15 protein-coding genes are annotated in these 19,996 nt (G+C 63.6%); 8 read left to right on the top strand and 7 right to left on the bottom strand.

Annotation, left to right across the window (positions count from 1 at the left end):
• Positions 1-58: 58 nt before the first annotated feature.
• The 3 genes from ggt to X735_RS138235 all read right to left on the bottom strand — a co-directional run bounded on the left by ggt (position 59) and on the right by X735_RS138235 (position 5,503).
• Positions 59-1,798, bottom strand: coding sequence for a gamma-glutamyltransferase (gene ggt / locus X735_RS138225; RefSeq protein ID WP_023813912.1), 1,740 nt, complete (start codon positions 1,796-1,798; stop codon positions 59-61).
• Between the two features lie 300 nt (positions 1,799-2,098).
• Positions 2,099-3,388 carry an L-rhamnose catabolism isomerase gene (rhaI, locus tag X735_RS138230; protein WP_023813911.1) on the bottom strand — a complete coding sequence of 430 codons (1,290 nt, stop codon included), beginning with the start codon at positions 3,386-3,388 and terminating at the stop codon, positions 2,099-2,101.
• 12 nt (positions 3,389-3,400) lie between these two features.
• Positions 3,401-5,503, bottom strand: a complete 2,103-nt coding sequence (locus X735_RS138235; RefSeq protein WP_023813910.1) for a bifunctional rhamnulose-1-phosphate aldolase/short-chain dehydrogenase — start codon at positions 5,501-5,503, stop codon at positions 3,401-3,403.
• Between the two features lie 184 nt (positions 5,504-5,687).
• Between X735_RS138235 and X735_RS138240 the strand changes: the two genes are divergently transcribed.
• The 7 genes from X735_RS138240 to X735_RS138265 all read left to right on the top strand — a co-directional run bounded on the left by X735_RS138240 (position 5,688) and on the right by X735_RS138265 (position 12,992).
• The gene (locus X735_RS138240; RefSeq protein ID WP_023813909.1) at positions 5,688-6,497 is read left to right on the top strand and encodes a DeoR/GlpR family DNA-binding transcription regulator; all 810 of its coding nucleotides are present in this window, start codon (positions 5,688-5,690) and stop codon (positions 6,495-6,497) included.
• A gap of 55 nt (positions 6,498-6,552) precedes the next feature.
• Positions 6,553-7,548: a rhamnose ABC transporter substrate-binding protein gene (rhaS, locus tag X735_RS138245; RefSeq protein ID WP_023813908.1), complete on the top strand. Its 996-nt coding sequence runs from the start codon at positions 6,553-6,555 to the stop codon at positions 7,546-7,548.
• Between the two features lie 84 nt (positions 7,549-7,632).
• A complete protein-coding gene (locus X735_RS0135200) occupies positions 7,633-9,333 on the top strand; it encodes a sugar ABC transporter ATP-binding protein (protein ID WP_023813907.1) in 1,701 nt (566 codons plus the stop codon).
• Positions 9,330-10,310, top strand: coding sequence for an ABC transporter permease (locus X735_RS138250; protein WP_023813906.1), 981 nt, complete (start codon positions 9,330-9,332; stop codon positions 10,308-10,310). Before X735_RS0135200 ends, X735_RS138250 begins: the two co-directional genes overlap by 4 nt.
• Positions 10,307-11,302: an ABC transporter permease gene (locus tag X735_RS138255; RefSeq protein WP_023813905.1), complete on the top strand. Its 996-nt coding sequence runs from the start codon at positions 10,307-10,309 to the stop codon at positions 11,300-11,302. Before X735_RS138250 ends, X735_RS138255 begins: the two co-directional genes overlap by 4 nt.
• A complete protein-coding gene (rhaM, locus tag X735_RS138260) occupies positions 11,302-11,619 on the top strand; it encodes an L-rhamnose mutarotase (protein WP_023813904.1) in 318 nt (105 codons plus the stop codon). The genes X735_RS138255 and rhaM overlap by 1 nt, the downstream gene beginning before the upstream one ends.
• Positions 11,616-12,992 (top strand): FGGY-family carbohydrate kinase, encoded by a 1,377-nt coding sequence (locus tag X735_RS138265; RefSeq protein ID WP_023813903.1) that lies wholly within the window; start codon positions 11,616-11,618, stop codon positions 12,990-12,992. The genes rhaM and X735_RS138265 overlap by 4 nt, the downstream gene beginning before the upstream one ends.
• Here the strand turns inward: X735_RS138265 and X735_RS138270 are convergent, their stop codons facing one another.
• The 3 genes from X735_RS138270 to galE form a co-directional block, all read right to left on the bottom strand.
• Positions 12,993-14,819 carry an alanine racemase gene (locus X735_RS138270; RefSeq protein WP_023813902.1) on the bottom strand — a complete coding sequence of 609 codons (1,827 nt, stop codon included), beginning with the start codon at positions 14,817-14,819 and terminating at the stop codon, positions 12,993-12,995.
• A gap of 2 nt (positions 14,820-14,821) precedes the next feature.
• Positions 14,822-16,072: a D-amino acid dehydrogenase gene (locus X735_RS138275; RefSeq protein ID WP_023813901.1), complete on the bottom strand. Its 1,251-nt coding sequence runs from the start codon at positions 16,070-16,072 to the stop codon at positions 14,822-14,824.
• 105 nt (positions 16,073-16,177) lie between these two features.
• Positions 16,178-17,173: a UDP-glucose 4-epimerase GalE gene (galE, locus tag X735_RS138280; RefSeq protein ID WP_023813900.1), complete on the bottom strand. Its 996-nt coding sequence runs from the start codon at positions 17,171-17,173 to the stop codon at positions 16,178-16,180.
• A gap of 268 nt (positions 17,174-17,441) precedes the next feature.
• On the opposite strand from galE, the gene hemA reads away from it, so the two are divergent.
• Complete coding sequence (gene hemA / locus X735_RS138285) at positions 17,442-18,719, top strand: 5-aminolevulinate synthase (RefSeq protein WP_023813899.1); 1,278 nt, start codon at positions 17,442-17,444, stop codon at positions 18,717-18,719.
• 73 nt (positions 18,720-18,792) lie between these two features.
• Here the strand turns inward: hemA and X735_RS138290 are convergent, their stop codons facing one another.
• Positions 18,793-19,959: a pyridoxal phosphate-dependent aminotransferase gene (locus X735_RS138290; protein WP_023813898.1), complete on the bottom strand. Its 1,167-nt coding sequence runs from the start codon at positions 19,957-19,959 to the stop codon at positions 18,793-18,795.
• Positions 19,960-19,996 lie beyond the last annotated feature (37 nt).

The following is a 19,996-nucleotide window of genomic DNA, read 5'->3' as shown; positions in this document are numbered from 1 at the left end:
TGAGCAGCGGGCGATCAACCCGAATCGCCGCGCGGCACCAAGCTTTTCCTCCGAGCTGTCAGTATCCGAGCGCCTCGCCAGAGGCCGCGCGGCTGTCGATGGCGCCGTTGTAGCGCGCGCCGCCGCCCTTCTCGATTTCCGCCAGGCTCTTGCCGCCGACCAGGATGCCGGCCGCCTGCCCCCAGGTCTGGTCAGCGAGATCGAGGTGATATCCCATGCCGGCCAGCAGCTTTTCTGTGTCCGGCGACAGGCCGAACGGCTCGACATAAACCTTGTCGGGCAGCCATTGATGGTGGATGCGAGGCGCGTCGATCGCCTCCTGGATGTTCATGCCGTGGTCGATGACATTGACGATCGCTTCCAGCGTGATGGTGATGATGCGCGAACCACCCGGGCTGCCGATGACCATGAACGGCTTGCCGTCCTTGGCCACCACGGTCGGGCTCATCGACGACAGCGGCGTCTTCTTCGACTGGATGGCGTTGGCCTCGCCCTGGACCAGGCCATAGAGGTTGGGCACGCCGGGCTTCTGGGTGAAATCGTCCATCTCGTTGTTGAGCAGGATGCCGGTGCCGTCGGCAACGACGCCGGCGCCGAAGGACCCGTTCAGCGTGTAGGTGACCGCGACCGCGTTGCCGTCATCGTCGATGATCGAATAATGCGTCGTCTCCTTGCTCTCGCCAAAGCCCTTCGGCATCAGTTCCTGCGACACGCCGGCCCGGAACGGGTCGATCTTGTCGCGGATATCCTTGGCATAGGCCTTATCAAGCAATTTCGAGACCGGATTGTCGACGAAATCGGGATCGCCGAGCGCGGAATTGCGGTCGACATAGGCGTAGCGCATCGCCTCGATCATGACGTGGATCGTCTCGGCAGAACCGGCACCGAGGTAGGATAAGGGATAGCCCTCCAGAACGTTGAGGATTTCGCAGATGATGACGCCGCCGGAGCTGGGCGGCGGCGAGGAGGTGATCTCGTAGCCGCGATAGGTGCAGGTCACGGGCTTGAGTTCGCGCACCGCATATTGCTCGAAATCCGGTTTGGCGAGAATGCCGCCTTTGGCGCCGCTCGCCTTGACGATGGCGTCGGCGATGGCACCTTTGTAGAAGGCATCCGGACCTTTTTCGGAAATGGCGGCGAGCGAGGCCGCGAGGTCGGGCTGGACCAGCCGCTCGCCGATGCCATAGGGCTTGCCGTCGGGTTTCAGGAATATGGCGGCGGCCGCGGGGTCCTTCGCCAGCCTGTCGGCACTGCCGGCAAACGAGGTGGCGTCGCCTTGGTTGAGGATGAAGCCGTCCTTGGCATAGCCGATTGCCGGCGCCATCAGATCCTGGCGGGACAATTTGCCGTATTTTTCACGGGCCAGTTCCAGACCGGCCACCGAACCCGGCACGCCGACCGCAAGATAGCCGTCGAGACTGGCCCCCTTCACCGGGTTGCCGTCCTTGTCGAGATACATGGTTTTTGTCGCCGCCAGCGGCGCCCGCTCGCGGAAATCGAGAAAGGTCGATTTGCCGTCCTTGAAGCGGATGGTCATGAAGCCGCCGCCGCCGATATTGCCGGCATTGGGGTAGACGACCGCGAGCGCATAGCCGACGGCAACCGCCGCATCGACAGCATTGCCGCCCTTCTTCAAGACGTCGATGCCGACTTCGGACGCCAGATGCTGGGCCGTCACCACCATGCCGTGCTCGCCCTTGGCCGGTTGCGGGGAAGCGGCAAAGGCGCTCGTCAACGGCGCCAGGGCAAAGGTGATGGAAAGACTGGCGGCGATCAGTGTTCTGCGGGTGAGCGGCATGGCGTGCCTCCGGGAGCGTGAGGGGTGCGCCTAGAAGAGCCTCTTGGGGTGGGTTAGTCTAGCCAATAATAACGGGTGGCGATCCTTCACACCCCCCTCTGTCCTGCCGGACATCTCCCCCGCAAGGGGGGAGATCGGTTGTTGTCTCTGCTTTCGCCAATCTCCGACGTTGCAGGAAGAGCGCTGCCGATGAAGCGGCCAATCTCCCCCCTTGCGGGGGAGATGTCCGGCAGGACAGAGGGGGGGTGCTCAAGTGCTGTCCTCGCCTCTGTCGGATCGACGGAAACGTCGAATTATGGGCTACACGATTCCCCCTGAACCGCCGGCGACCGCCGGCCGTTCGGCCGCGACTTTCGCCCGGTAGCCCGCCGCACGATACGCAGCGACCGGGTCGATGGCGCCACCCGCCTTCAGCCGCGCCATGGCGAGGATCGGCTCGACATCGGTGCGGTAGGCGGCTTTCAGCGTCTGCGTCGCCATCAGCGCGTCGTTCAAGTCCTGAAAACCTTCCAGCGCCTTGCGGTCGACGAGCAGCGCCTGCGCATAGGCGCGCTGCACCTCGACCGCCGACAGCATCAGGCTTTCGATCGGATCGGTGACGTTGTGGCTCTGGTCGAGCATGTGGGCGGGGTCGAAACCCTCGGCGCCGGAAAGTTCGGCATCGACCAGTTCGTTGAAGACGAGGAACAGCCGGTAGGGGTCGATCGAACCGGCATCGAGATCGTCGTCGCCATATTTCGAGTCGTTGAAGTGGAAGCCGCCAAGCTTCTTGAACTGGATCAGCCGCGAGACGATCATCTCGATGTTGACGTTGGGGGCATGGTGGCCGAGGTCGACCAGACAGAACGCCTTGTCGCCCAACTCCTGCGCGATCATGTAGTTGGTGCCCCAGTCCTGCACGACGGTGGAGTAGAAGGCCGGCTCGTACATCTTGTGCTCGGAAAACAGCTTCCAGTCGGCGGGCAGTCCGGCATAGATCTCCTTCATGGCGTCGAGATAGCGCTCGAACGCCCTGGCGAAATTGATCTGGCCGGGAAAGTTCGAACCGTCGCCGATCCACACCGTCAGCGCCTTGGAGCCGAGCGTCTTGCCGATCTCGATACATTCGAGATTGTGCTCGACCGCTTGCCGGCGCGTGCCGGCATCGGCATGCGACAGCGAGCCGAATTTGTAGGAAAGCGCTTGGTCCTTTGCATCGGAAAAAGTGTTGGAATTCATGGCGTCGAAGCCGAGGCCAAAGCGCGAAGCCGCCTGCTTCAGCCGGTTCGGGTCGGCCTTGTCCCACGGAATATGCAGGGAGACGGTCGGCGTCGCCTGCGTCAATTGCTGGATGACGGCGCAATCCTCGATCTTGTCGAAGATGTCGCGCGGCTCGCCGGCGCCGGGAAAGCGGGCAAAGCGCGTGCCGCCGGTGCCGACACCCCAGGACGGGATCGCCACCGCGAATTTCTCGACCTTGTCGCGGATGGCGTCGATGGCGATGCCGCGACGGTCGAGGCGTTCGCCGAGCGAGGCGTAGTCGCGTTCGAGGTCGGCCTTGCGCGCGGCGTTGTCCTTGTCGACGAGGTCGGCGGAGATGATGTGTTCCATCGTCCCCTCCGCTCAGCGCGTGAACGACTGGGCGTTGCCCGCGTCGACATTGATGATGTTGCCGGTCGACTTGGCCGACATGTCGGAGGCGAAGAAATAGATCGCCTCTGCGATGTCTTCCGGGAAGACCGAGCGCTTCAGCATCGAACGCGAGCGGTAGTGCTCCTCCAGATCGTCGGTCGACATCTTGTAGGCGGCGGCGCGCTGTTCCTTCCACTCGCCGGTCCAGATCTTCGAGCCGCGAAGCACCGCGTCCGGGTTGACGACATTGACCCTGATCTGCGCCTCCGCGCCCTCCAGCGCCAGACAGCGGGCGAGATGGATCTCGGCGGCCTTGGCGGTGCAATAGGCGGCAGCGTTGGGCGATGCGGCAAGGCCGTTCTTGGAGGCGACGAAGACGACGTTGCCGCCAATCTTCTGCGCGCGGAACAGCCGGAACGCTTCCCGCGAGACCAGGAAATAACCGGTCGACAATATGTCCATGTTCTTGTTCCACAGCGCCAGCGTCGTCTCCTCGATCGGCGCCGAGGAGGCCAGCCCTGCGTTCGACACCAGAATGTCGATGCCGCCGAACTCGACCGCCGTCTCGGCAAAGCCCGAAATGACCTGATCCTCCGAGGTGACGTTGATCAACACCGGGCGGACGAAATCCTTGCCGTAGACTTTCGCCAGTTCGTCATTGGCGCCGGCCAGCGCTGTCTCGTCGATATCGGCCAGCACGACGCAGGCGCCTTCGCGCAGCAGGCGGTTGGCCGTGGCGCGGCCGATGCCGCCGGCGCCGCCGGTGACCAGCGCGATCTGGCCGGCAAGCGACTTCGGCTTCGGCATGCGCTGCAGCTTCAGGTCCTCGAGCAACCAGTATTCGATGTCGAAGGCTTCCTGTGCGGGCAGCCCGACATAGGACGAGACGGTGGAGGCGCCGCGCATGACGTTGATGGCGTTGACATAGAATTCGCCCGAAATGCGCGCCGTCGCCTTGTCGCCGGCGAAGGTGAACATGCCGACGCCGGGCATCAGGTAGACCACGGCATTGGGATCGCGGATGGCGGGCGAATCCGGATGCTTGCAGCCCTCGTAATAGGCCTGGTAGCCGACGCGATAGGCTGCGATGTCGTCGGCAAGCCGCGCAATCACCGCATCGACATCGGGCTTGGCCGGATCGAATTCGATGACCAGGGGGCGGATCTTGGTGCGCAGGAAATGGTCGGGGCACGACGTGCCGAGTGCCGCCAGCGGGCGCAGATCCCTGGAATTCACAAATTCGAGCACGGCGGCGGAATCATCGAAATGGCCTGTTTTGTGGCTCTTTTCCGAGATCAGGCCGCGAATCCTCGGCATCAGTTTGGCCGCGATGGCACGGCGCTCGGTGGCGTCGAGTGCCTTGACCTCCTCACCGCCGAAGATAGCGACACCCTCGGAGCGGCGCTCGAACCATTCGATCGCCTGGTTGATCACCGAGATCGTCGTCTCGTAGCATTCCCGGGGAGTGTCGCCCCATGTGAACAGGCCGTGGCTTTCGAGGATGACGCCCTTGGCATCGGGGTGTTCGAGGCAGAATTTCTCCAGCCAAAGACCAAGCTCGAACCCGGGACGCTTCCACGGCAGCCAGCCGATGGCGTCGCCGAAGATTTCTTTCGTCAGCGCCTTCGAATCCTTGGCGGCGGCAATGGCGATGATGGCATCGGGATGCATGTGGTCGACAAAAGGCTTCGGCACGTAGGCATGCAACGGCGTGTCGATAGAGGCCGCGCGCGGATTGAGGTTGAAGGTGCAGTGGGGCAGGAAGCCGACCATTTCATCTTCGTGCTCGACGCCGCGATAGAGGCCTTTGAGCGCGCGCAGCTTGTCCATGTAGAGCGTGGCAAAGCCGTCCAGCTTGATCGAGGCGCTGTCGCCGCCCGAGCCCTTGACCCAAAGCACTTCGACATCCTCGCCGGTGAGCGGGTCTCTCTGCCATATCTTCGAGGAGGTGTTGCCGCCGCCATAGTTGGTGACGCGCTTGTCGGAACCAAGTGTGTTCGAGCGGTAGACCAGAAGTTCCGGCCCGCTCATAGCGTGAGCCTTGGCTTCGTCCCACAGATTGGCGAGGCGCGCGCCGGTGCGCTTGTCGAGCATAAGAAATCCTCCCGAAGGCACGCAAAAGGCGCGGCCATTTGGTTCGAATTTCCACGGAAGCAGCCGGCTTGTCAATCACAAACGATCAAGATCGATCATATTGCACTGCACAATGAAATTATATGATCGGAAATGATTGACACTGCGCGTTTTGGGTGCCTAGATGCTCTGGCAGGGAGGAACCATGCACGAAAAAGAGCGCCATAGGATCATTCTGTCCGCCGTCCAGGAAAAGCCTGTTGTGACGGTGCAAGAGATGGTCGACCTGACGGAGTCCTCCGAGGCGACGATCCGGCGCGATATCGCGGCTCTCCACGTCCAGAAGCGCCTGCGCCGCGTCCGCGGCGGCGCCGAGGCAATCTCGCCGCCGCAGTTCATCGGGCTGGCCGGCCGGCCCTTTTCCGTCAACGAAACCATCAACGCCTCGCAGAAGCGGGCGATTGCGCGTGAAGCGGTCGAGCTGTGCAAGGACGGCGAACCGATCATCATCAATGGCGGCACCACCACCTTCCAGATGGTGCATTTCCTGACCGGCCGCCGCATGCCGATCTTCACCAATTCGTTCCCGATCGCCGAGCACCTGCTCAAGCACTCCAAGAACACGGTGATGCTGTCGGGCGGCACCATCTATCGCGAGCAGAACATCATCCTGTCTCCCTTCGACAATGACGTGACGCGCAATTTCTATGCGCGCCGCATGTTCATGGGCGCGCAGGGGCTGGGGCCGCTTGGCCTGATGGAAGGCGATCCGCTTTTGATCCAGGCGGAGCAGAAGCTGATCGACCAGGCCGACGAGTTGGTGGTGCTGGTCGATTCCTCAAAATTCCGCAAACGCTCCAGCCTGATCCTGTGCGGCCTGTCACGCATCGCCACCGTCATCACCGATGACGGCATCGAGGATCGCGAAGCCAAGATGCTGGAAACCGCCGGCGTGACGCTGATCGTCGCCCGCACATCCGCAACCAACAAGGAAGAATCTTCACTGCAGGCCTGAGGCCAACTCGCGCTCGCAGCGGCGATGGAATGCAACGCTCAAGGGAGGAAATTCGATGAGCTTCTTGAAGAAATTGATGGTGACGGCTGCATTCTCAGCCGCCATGTTCGTGAATGCCGCCTATGCCGAGAACGTCAAGATCGCGTTGGTGGTGAAGTCGCTCGGCAACGGCTTCTTCGATGCCGCCAACAAGGGCGCCGAAGAGGCGGCCAAGGAACTCGGCGATGTCGACATCATCTACACCGGCCCGACCAAGGCGACCGCCGAAGCGCAGATCGAAGTGGTCAATTCGCTGATCGCGCAGAAGGTCAACGCCATCGCCATTTCGGCCAATGACGCCGACGCGCTGGTACCGGTGCTGAAGAAGGCCATGGAACGCGGCATCACCGTCATCTCCTGGGATTCGGGCGTCGCCAAGGAAGGCCGCCAGCTTCACCTCAACCCGTCCGACACCGGCCTGATCGGCGAGACCATCATCAAGCTTGCCGCCGATTACCTGCCGGAAGGCGGCGAAGTCGCCATCCTGTCGGCCTCCTCGACCGCGACCAACCAGAACGCCTGGATCGATGCGGCCAAGAAGATCCTGCCGGAGAAGTTCCCCAAGATCAAACTTGTCGCCACCGTCTATGGCGATGACGATTCGGCCAAGAGCACTGATGAGGCCAAGGGCCTGTTGAAGTCCTATCCGAACCTCAAGGCGATCATAGCGCCGACCACCGTCGGCGTCGTTGCCGCCGCCCAGGTCGTCACCGATGAGAACTTGATCGGCAAGGTCAATGTCACCGGCCTGGCGCTGCCGTCCGAGTTCAAGAAGTTTATCGACAACGGTTCCAGCCAGGCGGTTGCGCTGTGGAATCCGATCGACCTCGGCTACTCGGCCGTCTACCTCGCCCATGATCTGGCGGTGAAGAAGGAAGAGGCGAAGCCCGGCGCCACGCTGTCGATCGGCCGCGTCGGCAAGGTCACGCTCGACGACACCAACTCGGCTGCGATGGCTCCGCCGTTCCAGTTCGACAAGTCGAACATCGAGAAGTTCTCCAAGATTTATTGATCTGGAGCGCTCTCAAGCTGTCGCGGCGGAGCTCACGTCCCGCCGCGACTTTAAACGGACCTTGTTTCAGGGCTTGATACGACTATGGACACGACAGCCCAACCCGGCACGGTGAAGGAGCAGCCTCTAGCCTCGGCTCCACGCCTGACGCTGTCCGGCATCTCCAAGAGCTTTCCCGGCGTGCGCGCGCTGCACAATGTCAGCCTGTCGCTCTACCCCGGCCAGGTGACGGCGCTGATCGGCGAAAACGGCGCCGGCAAGTCGACGCTGGTCAAGATCATGACCGGCATCTACCAGCCCGACGAGGGTACCATCAGCATCGACGGCCAGGCAGTCACCCTGCCCAGCGCGCATGCCGCCGTCGGCTATGGCGTTACTGCCATCCATCAGGAAACCGTGCTGTTCGACGATTTGACGGTCGCCGAAAACATCTTTCTCGGCCACGCGCCGCGCACGCGTTTGCGCACCATCGACTGGCGCACGATGCGCAAAAATGCGCGCGAAGTGCTCGACACCATGCATGCCGGCCATATCGACGCCGATGCGCGCCTGAAGGACCTCGGCATCGCCAACAAGCATCTGGTCGCCGTCGCGCGCGCCATGTCGATCGACGCGCAGATCGTCATCATGGACGAGCCGACCGCCGCGCTTTCGATGAAGGAGATCGAGGAGCTCTTTTTGCTGATCGAGTTCCTCAAGAGCGACGGCAAGGCGATCCTGTTCATCAGCCACAAGTTCGACGAGATCTACCGTATCGCCGACCGCTACACGGTGTTCCGCGATGGCGAGATGGTCGGCGAAGGCCTGATCAAGGATGCCGGCCAGAGCCAGATCGTGCGCCTGATGGTTGGCCGCGCGGTCGATCACATCTTCCCGCAGCGCAAGGCCGAGATCGGCGCGCCGGTGCTCTCCGTTTCCGGCCTGTCGCATCCGACCGAATTCAACGATATCGGCTTCGAATTGCACAAGGGCGAGATCCTCGGCTTCTACGGCCTGGTCGGCGCCGGCCGCAGCGAGGTGATGCAGGCGATATCTGGCATCACCCGCACATCAGCCGGCACGATCACGCTGGAAGGCAAGACGCTCGCGCCGAAATCGGCTGCGGATTCGATCGATGCCGGCATCGTCTACGTGCCGGAGGAACGCGGCAAGCAAGGCGTGGTGATCGGCCTGCCGATCTTCCAGAACGTCTCGCTGCCTTCGCTCAAGCGCACATCCAAGTCAGGCCTGCTGCGGCTGTCGGAGGAGTTTTCGCTCGCCCGCTCCTACACCGAGCGGCTCGACCTCAGGGCCTCCTCGCTCAGCCAGGACGTCGGCACGCTGTCGGGCGGCAACCAGCAGAANAATGTCTCGCTGCCTTCGCTGAAGCGCACCTCCAAATCCGGCCTGCTGCGATTGTCGGAAGAAGTCGCGCTCGCCCGCTCCTACACCGAGCGGCTCGACCTCAGGGCCTCCTCGCTCAGCCAGGACGTCGGCACGCTGTCGGGCGGCAACCAGCAGAAGATCGTCATCGCCAAATGGCTGGCGACGTCGCCCAAGGTGATCATCCTCGACGAGCCGACCAAGGGCATCGACATCGGCTCGAAGGCCGCCGTGCACGGCTTCATGGCCGAGTTGGTGGCGCAAGGCCTGTCGGTGATCATGGTGTCATCCGAACTGCCCGAAATCCTCGGCATGTCCGACCGCGTCGTCGTCATGCGTGAAGGCCTTGTCGCGGCGGTCTACGACAACAAGGGGCTGGACGCCGAGACGCTGGTCAGGACGGCAGCGGGGATCGCGGCATGAGAGCTTTCTTGAAATACCGTGAAATCTGGCTGCTCGCGGCCATCGTCGTGCTGATCGGGCTGATCTCGACGCGCTTCCCGGCCTTTGCCGACCCCGGCAATCTGCGCCAGGTGTTCAACGACACCTCGATCCTGATGATCCTAGCGCTGGGCCAGATGGTGGTCATCCTGACCCGGTCGATCGATCTGTCGATGGCGTCCAATCTCTGCTTCACCGGCATGGTGGTGGCGATGCTGAACGCCGCGCATCCGGCAATCCCCATCCCGCTGCTGATCGTCATTGCGCTGGCCGTCGGCCTGGTGCTCGGCGCCATCAACGGCCTTTTGGTCTGGCGGCTGAACATCCCCTCGATCGTGGTGACTTTGGGCACGCTGACCATCTATCGCGGCGCCACCTTCGTGCTGTCCGGCGGTGCCTGGGTCAATGCCGACAAGATGAGCCCGGAATTCATCGGCTTTCAGCGCGCAGCCTTCATCGGCATTCCGGTGCTGTCGTGGATCGCCATCCTGGTCATCGCGCTGTTCTTCGTTTTGATGACGCGCACCGCGCTCGGCCGCTCGATCTACGCCATCGGGGTCAACCCGACGGCTTCCGTCTATGCCGGCATCGATGTCGGCCGCACGAAATTCATCGTCTTCTGCATCTCCGGCATGATCGGCGGCCTGTCAGGCTATCTCTGGATCTCGCGCTATGTGATTGCGTCGGTCGAGGTCGCCAACGGCTATGAGCTCAACATCATCGCCGCCTGCGTCATCGGCGGCATTTCCATCGCCGGCGGCATCGGTTCGGTCGGCGGCGCGGTGCTCGGTGCGCTGTTCCTCGGCATCATCTCCAACGCGCTGCCGGTCATCAACATCTCGCCCTTCTGGCAGATGGCGATTTCGGGCAGCGCCATCATTCTGGCCGTCGTGCTCAACGCGCGCGGCGAACGCCAGCAAGGCCGCATCATCCTGAGAAAGGTGGAGGCGGGGACATGACCGACATCCCTGCCCCGCGCCACATTCCCGACCGGCTCGACAAGCCGCTTCGTTCGGCGATCTTTTCCTGGGAAGCGCTGCTGGTCGTCGTGGCCGTCGCCATCTTCGCCATCAACAGCTTCGCCTCGCCCTATTTCCTCGATCCCTACTCGCTGTCCGATCTGACCTTCAATTTCACCGAGAAGGGCCTGATCGCCTTCGCCATGGCGTTGCTGATCATTTCGGGCGAGATCGACCTGTCGGTGGCCGCCATCATCGCGCTGGCGTCGACCATGATGGGCATGGCGGTGCAGGCCGGCGCCGGCACGCCGGTGCTGGTGGCGATCGGCATCGTCGTCGGGCTCGGCTGCGGCGCCTTCAACGGTCTGCTGGTGACAAGGCTCGGCCTGCCCTCCATCGTCGTCACCATCGGCACGATGAGCCTGTTTCGCGGCATCGCCTTCATCATCCTCGGCGACCAGGCCTACAAGGGCTATCCCTCAAACTTCGCCTTCTTCGGCCAGGGCTATGTCTGGTGGGTGGTGTCGTTCGAACTGGTGCTCTTCCTGATCGCGGCCGTCGTCTACTGGTTCCTTCTGCACCGCACGAGTTTCGGCCGCCGCGTCTTCGCCATCGGCAACAATCCGGTCGCTGCGCAATTTTCCGGCGTGCGCGTCGGCCGCACCAAGTTCATCCTGTTCTGCCTGACCGGGCTGATGTCGGGCATCGCCTCGGTGCTGATCACCTCCCGCCTCGGCTCGACACGGCCGTCGATCGCGCAAGGCTACGAGCTGGAAGTCATCACCATGGTGGTGCTCGGCGGCGTCAGCATCCTCGGTGGCGCCGGCAGCATTCTTGGCGTCGTGCTTGCAGCCTTCATCATGGGACTGGTGACCTTCGGGCTTGGCCTGCTCAACGTGCCCGGCATCGTCATGTCGATCTTCATCGGCCTGCTGCTGATCATCGTCATTGCCTTGCCGATCGTCTGGCGGCGACTCCGCGGAGGGCGTTGATGGCCGAAAAATACGCATTCAAGATGAAGCTCAAGCCCGGCATGAAGGCCGAGTACAAGAAGCGCCATGACGAAATCTGGCCGTCGCTGCTCGCGCTGCTGAAGCAGGCCGGCGTCTCCGACTATTCCATTCATCTCGATGAGGAGACCAATATCCTGTTCGGTGTGCTGTGGCGGCGAGACGACCACGGCATGGACGAATTGCCCAGGCATTCGGTGATGCAGCGCTGGTGGGCTGAAATGGCCGACATCATGGAAACCAGACCGGACAACGAGCCGGTGGCCGTGCCGCTGGAAACAATGTTCCACATGGCATGAGTGCTATGCGCCACGTCGCCGTCATCGACATCGGCAAGACCAACGCCAAGGTGGCGCTGGTCGACCTCGCGACGTTGAGCGAGGTGGCGCTGCGCCGAATGGCCAATGTGCCGGTGCGACAGGCGCCCTACCCGCACCACGATGTCGAGGCCTTGTGGGCATTCATCCTCGAAAGCCTTGCCGGCCTCAACCACGAACAGCGCATCGACGCCATTTCGATCACCACCCACGGCGCGACCGGCGTGCTGGTCGACGCGGCGGGTGAACTGGTGCTGCCTGTGCTCGACTATGAGTTCGATGGCCCTGACAGGCTGGCAGCGGATTATGAAGCGATCCGCCCGCTCTTTTCCGAGACCGGCACGCCGCGCCTGCCGCTCGGCCTCAATCTCGGTGCGCAATTCTTCTGGCAGCAGAAAAGCTTCCCGGCCGAATTCGCCAGGGCCGCCGCGATGCTGATGTACCCGCAATACTGGGCGTTGCGCCTGACCGGCATCGCCGCCAACGAAGTTACCTCGCTCGGCTGCCACACCGACCTGTGGAACCCATGGACGGCGGATTTTTCATCGTTGGTCGACAGCCTGGACTGGCGGAGCCTGATGGCGCCGGTGCGGCCGGCCAGGGATCGTCTCGGCCCGATCCTGCCCACTGTTGCGGCGCGAACCGGACTCGATCCGCAAACACCGGTGTTCTGCGGCCTGCATGATTCCAACGCCTCGCTGCTGCCGCATCTGCTGTCCGACAAACCACCTTTCTCCGTCGTCTCGACCGGCACCTGGGTGGTGTCGATGGCGGTCGGCGGCAAACAGATTGCGCTGGATGCCACGCGCGACACGCTGGTCAATGTCAACGCACTCGGCAATCCCGTTCCCTCTGCGCGCTTCATGGGCGGCCGCGAGTTTTCCGTGCTGACCAAGGACCAGCCGGAGCAGTGGACTGAAGATGATGTCGGCGCCGTGTTGGGGCGAAAGATGCTGCTGCTGCCGTCGACCCAGCAAGGCTCGGGCCCATTCCCGCACCATGTCGCAATATGGCTTGATGCCGAGGGCCTGAACAGCGGCCAGCGCTTTGCCGCCATCTCGTTCTATCTGGCGTTGATGACGGCGACCTGCCTCGACTTGATCGGCGCGGACGGTCCGACCACGGTCGAAGGCCCCTTTGCCCGTAACCGGCTCTTTGTCGGCATGCTGGCGGCAGCCACGGCGCGCGCCGTGGTTGCGTCCGAGGCCGCCACCGGCACCAGCATCGGCGCGGCGCTGCTGGCATCCGATCAGCCGGCGACGCACGGCAAGGGCGAAAGAATAGAACCGCCTGTAGACCCGGCCTGGGTTGATTATGCCAGCGCATGGCGCGCGGCAGTGGACGTGCAGGGCTGATCAAAGAATCCGCTTGCCGAAAGCCGACATGACGAAGTTGACCGCGTCGGTGCCGATCCGCGGCTCCAGATCCGCCGTCAGGCCCGACACATCCATCGACAGTAGCCCGCCGGAGAGTGCGATCGCCTCCATCGCCTGATGCGTCTCGCGCACGGTCAGCCCGCCGGAGCCCGCAGCCCAGCCGGCGAATTCGGTCGCGGTCGGCGAATAGCTGACGTGAAAGCCTTGCGTACCAGAGGTGGCGATGCGTATCGCCTCATGCATCAGGTCGCGCATGCCCATGGCGTCAATATCGGTCATGGTGAATGCCGACACGCGCGAATCCTTCAGCACCCGCGCTTCGGCCGGATCGGCGTGACGCAAGCCGACGATGACGACATTTTCCGGCGACAGCTGCGGCTGCAGCGCACCCGCCTTGTGGTCGAGGCCGAGAGTACGCGCCAGCACCGAGCCTTCCGGCAGGTCGATGCCGTCCTCGTCCTCGGGCATCAGGGCGGCGATCGAATCGATCCAGATCAGGCCGAAAGAATGTGTCGCGCGCGCCGTCGCGGTCAGCGCCTTGTGGGCGATGCGCCGGTCTGCGCCTGCGATGAGCCGGACCAGCCCCGATGGCGGCCTCTCGACATCGGCGAGTTCCACGACGTCGAAGTTCATCGCTTCCAGCCGGGCGCCGGTGCCTTCCCGGGCCAGGATGCCGGCAGCTCCCTGCCCGGCCGTGATCTGCACCATCTTGCGACCGGAAAAATCCTCGACGTCGTGCATCGGGGCCTTCTCGACATATTCCGAAGTCATTGCCAAAAGCATGGCGCCATAGCTCATGCGGAAGGCGACGCGGTCGCCGACGGAGGGCCTCGGATCGGCATCGGCGACGTCGAGCAGCAGATGATCGCTGGAGGCGCCCAGCACCCGTATCCCCTTGGCGATCGGCGTCAGCCCCTCGACCAGCACGTCCTCGCGGCCGATATTGGCGATGGCGCGCAGCCTGTCGCCCTCGTCGGGGAAGACCGGCTGGTTGCCGAAGGCGTCATAGCCGGATTGGCCGATCGGCCGTGACGGCTTGAGCTTGACCTCGATGATGTCGCTGGTCAGCCGGCAGGCATCGGGTTCGAGCTCCGCCCACGGCGTGTCGCGGAAGGTCTCGACGCCGCCTTGCAGGATCGCCTCGCCGACCCGCAGATTGTTGATGCCGGCCGGCAGTCTGCCTTCGAGCAGCAGCGGCAGCGACGACGAGGCACCGCCGGAGATCACGTCGAGGCTTCTGCCGGACAGGCGCTCGGTCTTGTAGGCATGGGCGACGAGTTGGCCGAGATTTTCCGGCGTCGGCATGATGGCGCCGAAACAGCCGAGATTGGTGCCGATGCCGGCAATGCGAACGCCCTTGAACTGCAGTATCTGCTCGACCGTCGGAATAAGGTCATTTGGCCAGATGCCTTCGCGCAGATCGCCGAGATCGATCATCAGCATGATGTCGTGGACACGGCCCATGCGCTCGGCGATGCGCGAAATCTCGCGGATGGTGGCGAGTTCCGACTGCAGGCTGATGTCGACGGTGCGTACCACCTCCTCAACCCGCGCCATCGGCGGGCTGCGCAACAGCATGATCGGCGCGTTGATGCCGCTGTCGCGCAGCCGGCGGATGTTCTCGAAGCGCGATTCGGCGATGCCGGCGACACCGCCGCGCAGCATGGCGCGCGCCACTTGCGGCATGCCGCAAGTGCCCTTGGTGACGCCGAATACTTTTATGCCCGACAGCGCGCAACGCTCGACGATCGTGCGCGCATTGCGCTCGATGCGGCCAAGGTCGATGGCGACTTGCGGCCCCGACATTTCTAGCCTCCGTAAACCAGCCCTTGCGGGTCGATCTCCGGCTTGCGGCCGGCAACGAGATCGGCAAGGAATTTGCCGGAGCCGCAGGCCATGGTCCAGCCGACATGGCCGTGGCCGGTGTCGAGATAGAGGTTCTTGTAGCGCGCCTGGCCGATGACCGGCACCGAGTTGGGCATCATCGGCCGCAGGCCCGCCCAGAACACAGCCTTCTTCTCGTCGAAGGCACCCGGGAAAAGATCCTTGCCGGTGCTGATGATCGTCTTGAAATCGGCGGGCTTGAAAGTTCGATCGAAGCCGGTGAATTCAGCCGTCGAGGACATCCGCAAGCGGTTGCCCAGCCGGGAATAGCCGATCAGCCGGTCCTCGTCGGCGCCGCCCATGGTCGGTCCCTTGCTTTCGTCCTCCAAGGGAATCGTCGCGGTATAGCCTTTTACCGGATAGACAGGCAGGTCGATGCCGTAGCGGCGCCCGAGCAGGCCGCTCTCCGGTCCCATCGAGATGACCACGGCATCGCCAGCGACCGGGCCGGCCGACGTCATCACCGCGCGCACATGATCGCCCTCGATGTCGAGGCCTTCGACTGTCGTTGCGAACAGGAATTTGACGCCGAGCTTCTCGGCAGCATAGGCGGCCAGCCTGTCGACAAACTGCTTGGAATCTCCGGTCTGGTCGGTTGGCGAATAGACGCCACCGGCAATCTTGTCCTTGACGCCGGCAAGGCCTGGTTCCAGCTCGACCAGCCGGTCGCGGCCGACGATTTCGATCGGCAGGCCGTGCTTGGCAAGATAACGGTAATTGTCGGTACCGGTGTCGAGGCTCTTTTGCGAGCGGAAGAAATAGAGGATGCCCTTCTTGCGCTCGTCGTAGTGGATGCCGGTGGCTTCCGAAAGCGCATTGATGCAGTCGCGCGAATAGAGCGCGAGCCTGAGCTTGATGTCGGTGTTGGCGCGCAGGCGCGCCACCGTGCACTGGCGCAGGAAACGCAGGCTCCAGGCGAGGAAATAGGGATCGAGGCGCAGCCTGACCTTGATGCCGAGATCATGGTTGTAGAGCCCGCGCAGGAAGGTCTTCAAAGCCGCCGGCGAGGCCCAGGCGGTGGCGTCACCCGGTGACACCAGGCCGGCATTGGACTGGCTGGTGCCTTGTGCCGCCGCCGGATGGCGCTCGATCACTGTCACCTCATGGCCGTCGCTGGCCAGATAATAGGCGGCCGCCGTACCGACGACACCGGCCCCGAGCACCGTTATTTTCATGCCATCCCCCAAGATCTCCTCGCGGCGCGGCGCCTCCGCGCCTTGCCGCGAATGCCTTCAATAGCGCTTCACTGCCCGCCTTGCGAGCCCTTGGGAGAACCCGGCTCAGCCGCGCGCGGAGTTCTTGCCGGTCAGGATGCGCTCCCAGGCGAGCGCGTCGGCGACGATCTGGTCGAGATCGTCGCGTTGCGGGGTCCAGCCGAGCTCGGCGCGGGCGAGATCCGAATTGGCGACCACCGCCGCGGCGTCGCCAGGGCGACGGTCGCCCATCTTCACCTCGAAATCACGGCCAAAGGCGCGGCGCACGCTGTCGATGACCTCTAGCACCGAATAGCCATGGCTGTAGCCGCAATTGGCGACGAGGCTGGTGCCCCCGGCGCGCAGCCGCTGCAGGGCCAGGCGATGCGCCGCCGCCAGGTCGCTGACATGGATGTAGTCGCGCATGCAGGTGCCGTCCGGCGTCGGATAATCGGTGCCGAACACCTGCATGAACGGCCGCTTGCCAAGTGCCGTCTCGCAGGCAACCTTGATCAGATGAGTGGCGCCCGGCGTCGACTGGCCGGTGCGGCCCTTCGGGTCGGCGCCGGCGACGTTGAAGTAGCGCAGCGCGGTATAGCGCAGGCCATGCGCGATCGACGCGTCGCGCAGCATCCACTCACTCATCAGCTTGGACAGGCCATAGGGCGATTCCGGCGACAGGCGGGCGTCCTCGCGCACCGGCTCCAGGCCGGCTCCGCCATAGACGGCGGCGGTCGAGGAAAAGATGAAATTGGGCACGCCTTCGCGCACCGCGGTTTCGATCAGCGTGCGCGTCTTCGAGGTGTTGTTCTCATAGTAGCTGAGCGGGTCGGCAACCGATTCCGGAACCACGATCGAGCCGGCGAAATGAATGATCGCGTCGACCTTGTTCTCCCTGATGACCGAGCCGACCAATTCCCGGTCGGCGACATCGCCGACGACCAGCTTGGCCTCGGGCGCCACCGCCCATTCGAAACCGGTGGAAAGACGGTCGAGAACGACCACGCTTTCGCCGGCATCCAGCAGCTCCCAGACCATATGGCTGCCGATGTAACCGGCGCCGCCTGTAACCAAAACCGTCATCCGCGTCCTCGCTTATCCAAGATTTATCGGAAACTGTCTCAACCCCCGCTCTACTGGAAAGCCCGCCGCATGACCATTGGAACCCGTGGTAACCGGCATTGCCGGCCAGTGGCATCGTCCTGAAACAAAGTTGATCCACATCAAGGGAATAGGCCACGATCCGTGGTCGTTAGGAACAGGTCCGGGGCGTGGCATTTTGACCAAAAAGGCCAGGTGGACGACCAACAGGCCAATGATTATGATCCCGCGCAAAAATTGGGAAGTCGACATGAACTATCAGCGGTTCTTCGAGGAAGCGATCGACCAGCTCCATGCCGAGCGTCGCTACCGCGTTTTCGCCGACCTGGAGCGCATCGCGGGCAAGTTCCCGCGCGCCATCTGGCGTTCCAATGGCCGCGCCGAGGAAATCACCGTCTGGTGCTCCAACGACTATCTCGGCATGGGCCAGCATCCCGACGTCATCGCCGCTTTCCAGAACACGGCAGGCAAGATGGGTTCGGGCGCCGGCGGCACCCGGAACATTTCCGGCACCTCGAACCCGCTGGTCGAGCTCGAGGTGGAGCTTGCCGACCTGCACGACAAGGAAGCGGCACTGGTCTTCACCTCCGGTTTCGTCTCCAACGAAGCCTCGATCTCGACCATCGCGAAGCTTTTGCCCAACTGCCTGATCATCTCGGACGAATTGAACCACGCCTCGATGATCGAAGGCGTGCGGCGTTCCGGCGCCGAGAAGAAGATCTTCCGCCACAACGACGTGGCGCATCTGGAAAGCCTTTTGCAGGCGGCGGGGCGCGAACGCGCCAAGCTGATCGTCTTCGAAAGCGTCTATTCGATGGATGGCGACATCGCGCCGATCAGAGAGATCGTCGAGCTCGCCGAGCGCTACAACGCCATGACCTATATCGACGAGGTCCATGCCGTCGGCATGTACGGGCCGCGCGGCGGCGGCATCACCGAGCGCGAAGGCCTGGCCGACCGCATCGACATCATCGAAGGCACGCTGGCCAAGGCATTCGGCACGCTGGGCGGCTACATCACCGGCACCAGCGCCGTGATCGACGCCGTGCGTTCCTATGCGCCGGGCTTCATCTTCACCACGGCACTGCCGCCGGCGATCGCGGCCGCCGCGACCGCGTCGATCCGCCATCTCAAGCGCTCGCAGGCCGAGCGCGACGCCCAGCAGCAGCAGGCGAGCCGAACCAAGCAGATCCTGTCGGCCGCCGGCCTGCCGGTGATGGACTCGCCGACCCATATCGTGCCGGTCCTGGTCGGCGATCCCGAGGCCTGCAAGATGGCCAGCGACCGCCTGCTCGGCGTGCACGGCATCTACATCCAGCCGATCAACTACCCGACCGTGCCGCGCGGCACCGAGCGGCTGCGCATCACGCCGACGCCGTTCCATTCCGATGCGCTGATTGCCGAATTGCAGGATGCGCTGGTCGAGACCTGGGATGCGCTCGGCATCCCCTATGGCTCCGCCGGGCGGCCTTCGGTGGCCAAGAGCGACCGCATCATTCCCCTGCTGGTGCCCAAGTCGGGCGGCTGAAGCCGTTTGAAACTCGGCTCCGGCGGCTATCTGGCTCGCCGGAGCGATTTTCAATCCGCGCTTCGTCGGCGGCTCAAATAGCCTTCATCCAATTTGCCAGCCGGTGCGCCGCTTCCTCGATCTGGTCGAGGCGGCGGTGGAAACACAACCGCAAAAACGCCTCGCCGCCGGGGCCGAAAGCGGTGCCTGGCGCCAGGCCGACATTGGCCTTGTCGACAATGTCGAAGGCAGCGGTGCGTGAATCGGTGATGCCGTCGACAGTGAAAAACAGATAGAACGCGCCCTGCGGCACGGTGAACCGAGCACGATCCGTGGCACCGAGGATGCCGCAGACAAGGTCACGCGCCTTGCGCGCCCGCTCCACCTGTTCGGCAACGAAGGCATCGCCCCCGTCAAGCGCGGCGGCCGCGCCGCGCTGCATGAACTGGGCGACGCCGGAGTTCGAATACTGGATCAGGTTCTCGAACACCTGCTGCAAGCTCGGATGCGTCTTGATCCAGCCGACGCGCCAGCCGGTCATCGCCCAGTTCTTGGAGAAGGAGTTGACATAGAGGATGCGGTCTTCCGCCGACGCGATGTCGAGGAAGGACGGCGCGCGGCCGTGGCCATAGTGGAAAAGCGAATAGATCTCGTCCGCGATGATCCAGAGGTTTTTCGCGCGCGCCAGATCGAGGATGGCCTGCAAGGTCTCATGATCGGCGGTCCAGCCGGTCGGATTCGACGGCGTGTTGATGAACAGCGCCTTTGTGCGCGGCGTAATCGAAGCCGCGATCTTCTCGACGTCGCAGGACCAGCCATTGCCGGAATTATCGAGCGTGACCGCGACCGGAACGGCTCCCGCTATCGCTGCTGCAGCATCGAAATTCGGCCAGGCCGGCGACAGATAAACCACCTCGTCGCCCGCGCCGGCGAGCGCGTCGAGCGCCAGCTGGATGGCATGCATGCCGGAGCCGGTGACGATGAATTCTTCCTCCGGGAAGGTCTTGCCGAAATGCTTGGCATAGTAGCGGGAGAGCGCCTGCCTGAGATCGGGGATGCCCCTTTGCCAGGTGTAGAATGTCTCCCCGCCGGCCAGCGCCTTCGACGCGGCATCAGTGATGAAGGCCGGCGTCGGCAGGTCGCCCTCGCCGGCCCAGAGCGGAATCATGCCTTCGCGCAGGCGGCCGTAGTTGACGACGGCGACAATGCCGCTTTCGGGTGCCGCACGGGCCTCGGTGCGCAAGCTGTCGATCAGGGTCATGGGCGGGTCCGTTTTGGTCTGCGGTTTTCGTCTGCGG

The organism is Mesorhizobium sp. L2C084A000 (assembly GCF_000502875.1).
GTDB lineage: Bacteria > Pseudomonadota > Alphaproteobacteria > Rhizobiales > Rhizobiaceae > Mesorhizobium.
This window is presented reverse-complemented; position numbering and strand designations above follow the sequence as displayed.

What these genes read in the sequence shown, in the direction of transcription:
- X735_RS138250 (WP_023813906.1), top strand. Translation starts at nt 9,330, where the DNA reads ATGAGAGCTTTCTTGAAATACCGTGAAATCTGGCTGCTCGCGGCCATC.
- X735_RS138270 (WP_023813902.1), bottom strand. Translation starts at nt 14,819, where the DNA reads ATGTCGGGGCCGCAAGTCGCCATCGACCTTGGCCGCATCGAGCGCAAT.
- X735_RS138240 (WP_023813909.1), top strand. Translation starts at nt 5,688, where the DNA reads ATGCACGAAAAAGAGCGCCATAGGATCATTCTGTCCGCCGTCCAGGAA.
- X735_RS138265 (WP_023813903.1), top strand. Translation starts at nt 11,616, where the DNA reads ATGAGTGCTATGCGCCACGTCGCCGTCATCGACATCGGCAAGACCAAC.
- X735_RS138255 (WP_023813905.1), top strand. Translation starts at nt 10,307, where the DNA reads ATGACCGACATCCCTGCCCCGCGCCACATTCCCGACCGGCTCGACAAG.
- hemA (WP_023813899.1), top strand. Translation starts at nt 17,442, where the DNA reads ATGAACTATCAGCGGTTCTTCGAGGAAGCGATCGACCAGCTCCATGCC.
- ggt (WP_023813912.1), bottom strand. Translation starts at nt 1,798, where the DNA reads ATGCCGCTCACCCGCAGAACACTGATCGCCGCCAGTCTTTCCATCACC.
- X735_RS138290 (WP_023813898.1), bottom strand. Translation starts at nt 19,959, where the DNA reads ATGACCCTGATCGACAGCTTGCGCACCGAGGCCCGTGCGGCACCCGAA.
- galE (WP_023813900.1), bottom strand. Translation starts at nt 17,173, where the DNA reads ATGACGGTTTTGGTTACAGGCGGCGCCGGTTACATCGGCAGCCATATG.
- rhaM (WP_023813904.1), top strand. Translation starts at nt 11,302, where the DNA reads ATGGCCGAAAAATACGCATTCAAGATGAAGCTCAAGCCCGGCATGAAG.
- X735_RS138235 (WP_023813910.1), bottom strand. Translation starts at nt 5,503, where the DNA reads ATGCTCGACAAGCGCACCGGCGCGCGCCTCGCCAATCTGTGGGACGAA.
- rhaI (WP_023813911.1), bottom strand. Translation starts at nt 3,388, where the DNA reads ATGGAACACATCATCTCCGCCGACCTCGTCGACAAGGACAACGCCGCG.
- X735_RS138275 (WP_023813901.1), bottom strand. Translation starts at nt 16,072, where the DNA reads ATGAAAATAACGGTGCTCGGGGCCGGTGTCGTCGGTACGGCGGCCGCC.
- rhaS (WP_023813908.1), top strand. Translation starts at nt 6,553, where the DNA reads ATGAGCTTCTTGAAGAAATTGATGGTGACGGCTGCATTCTCAGCCGCC.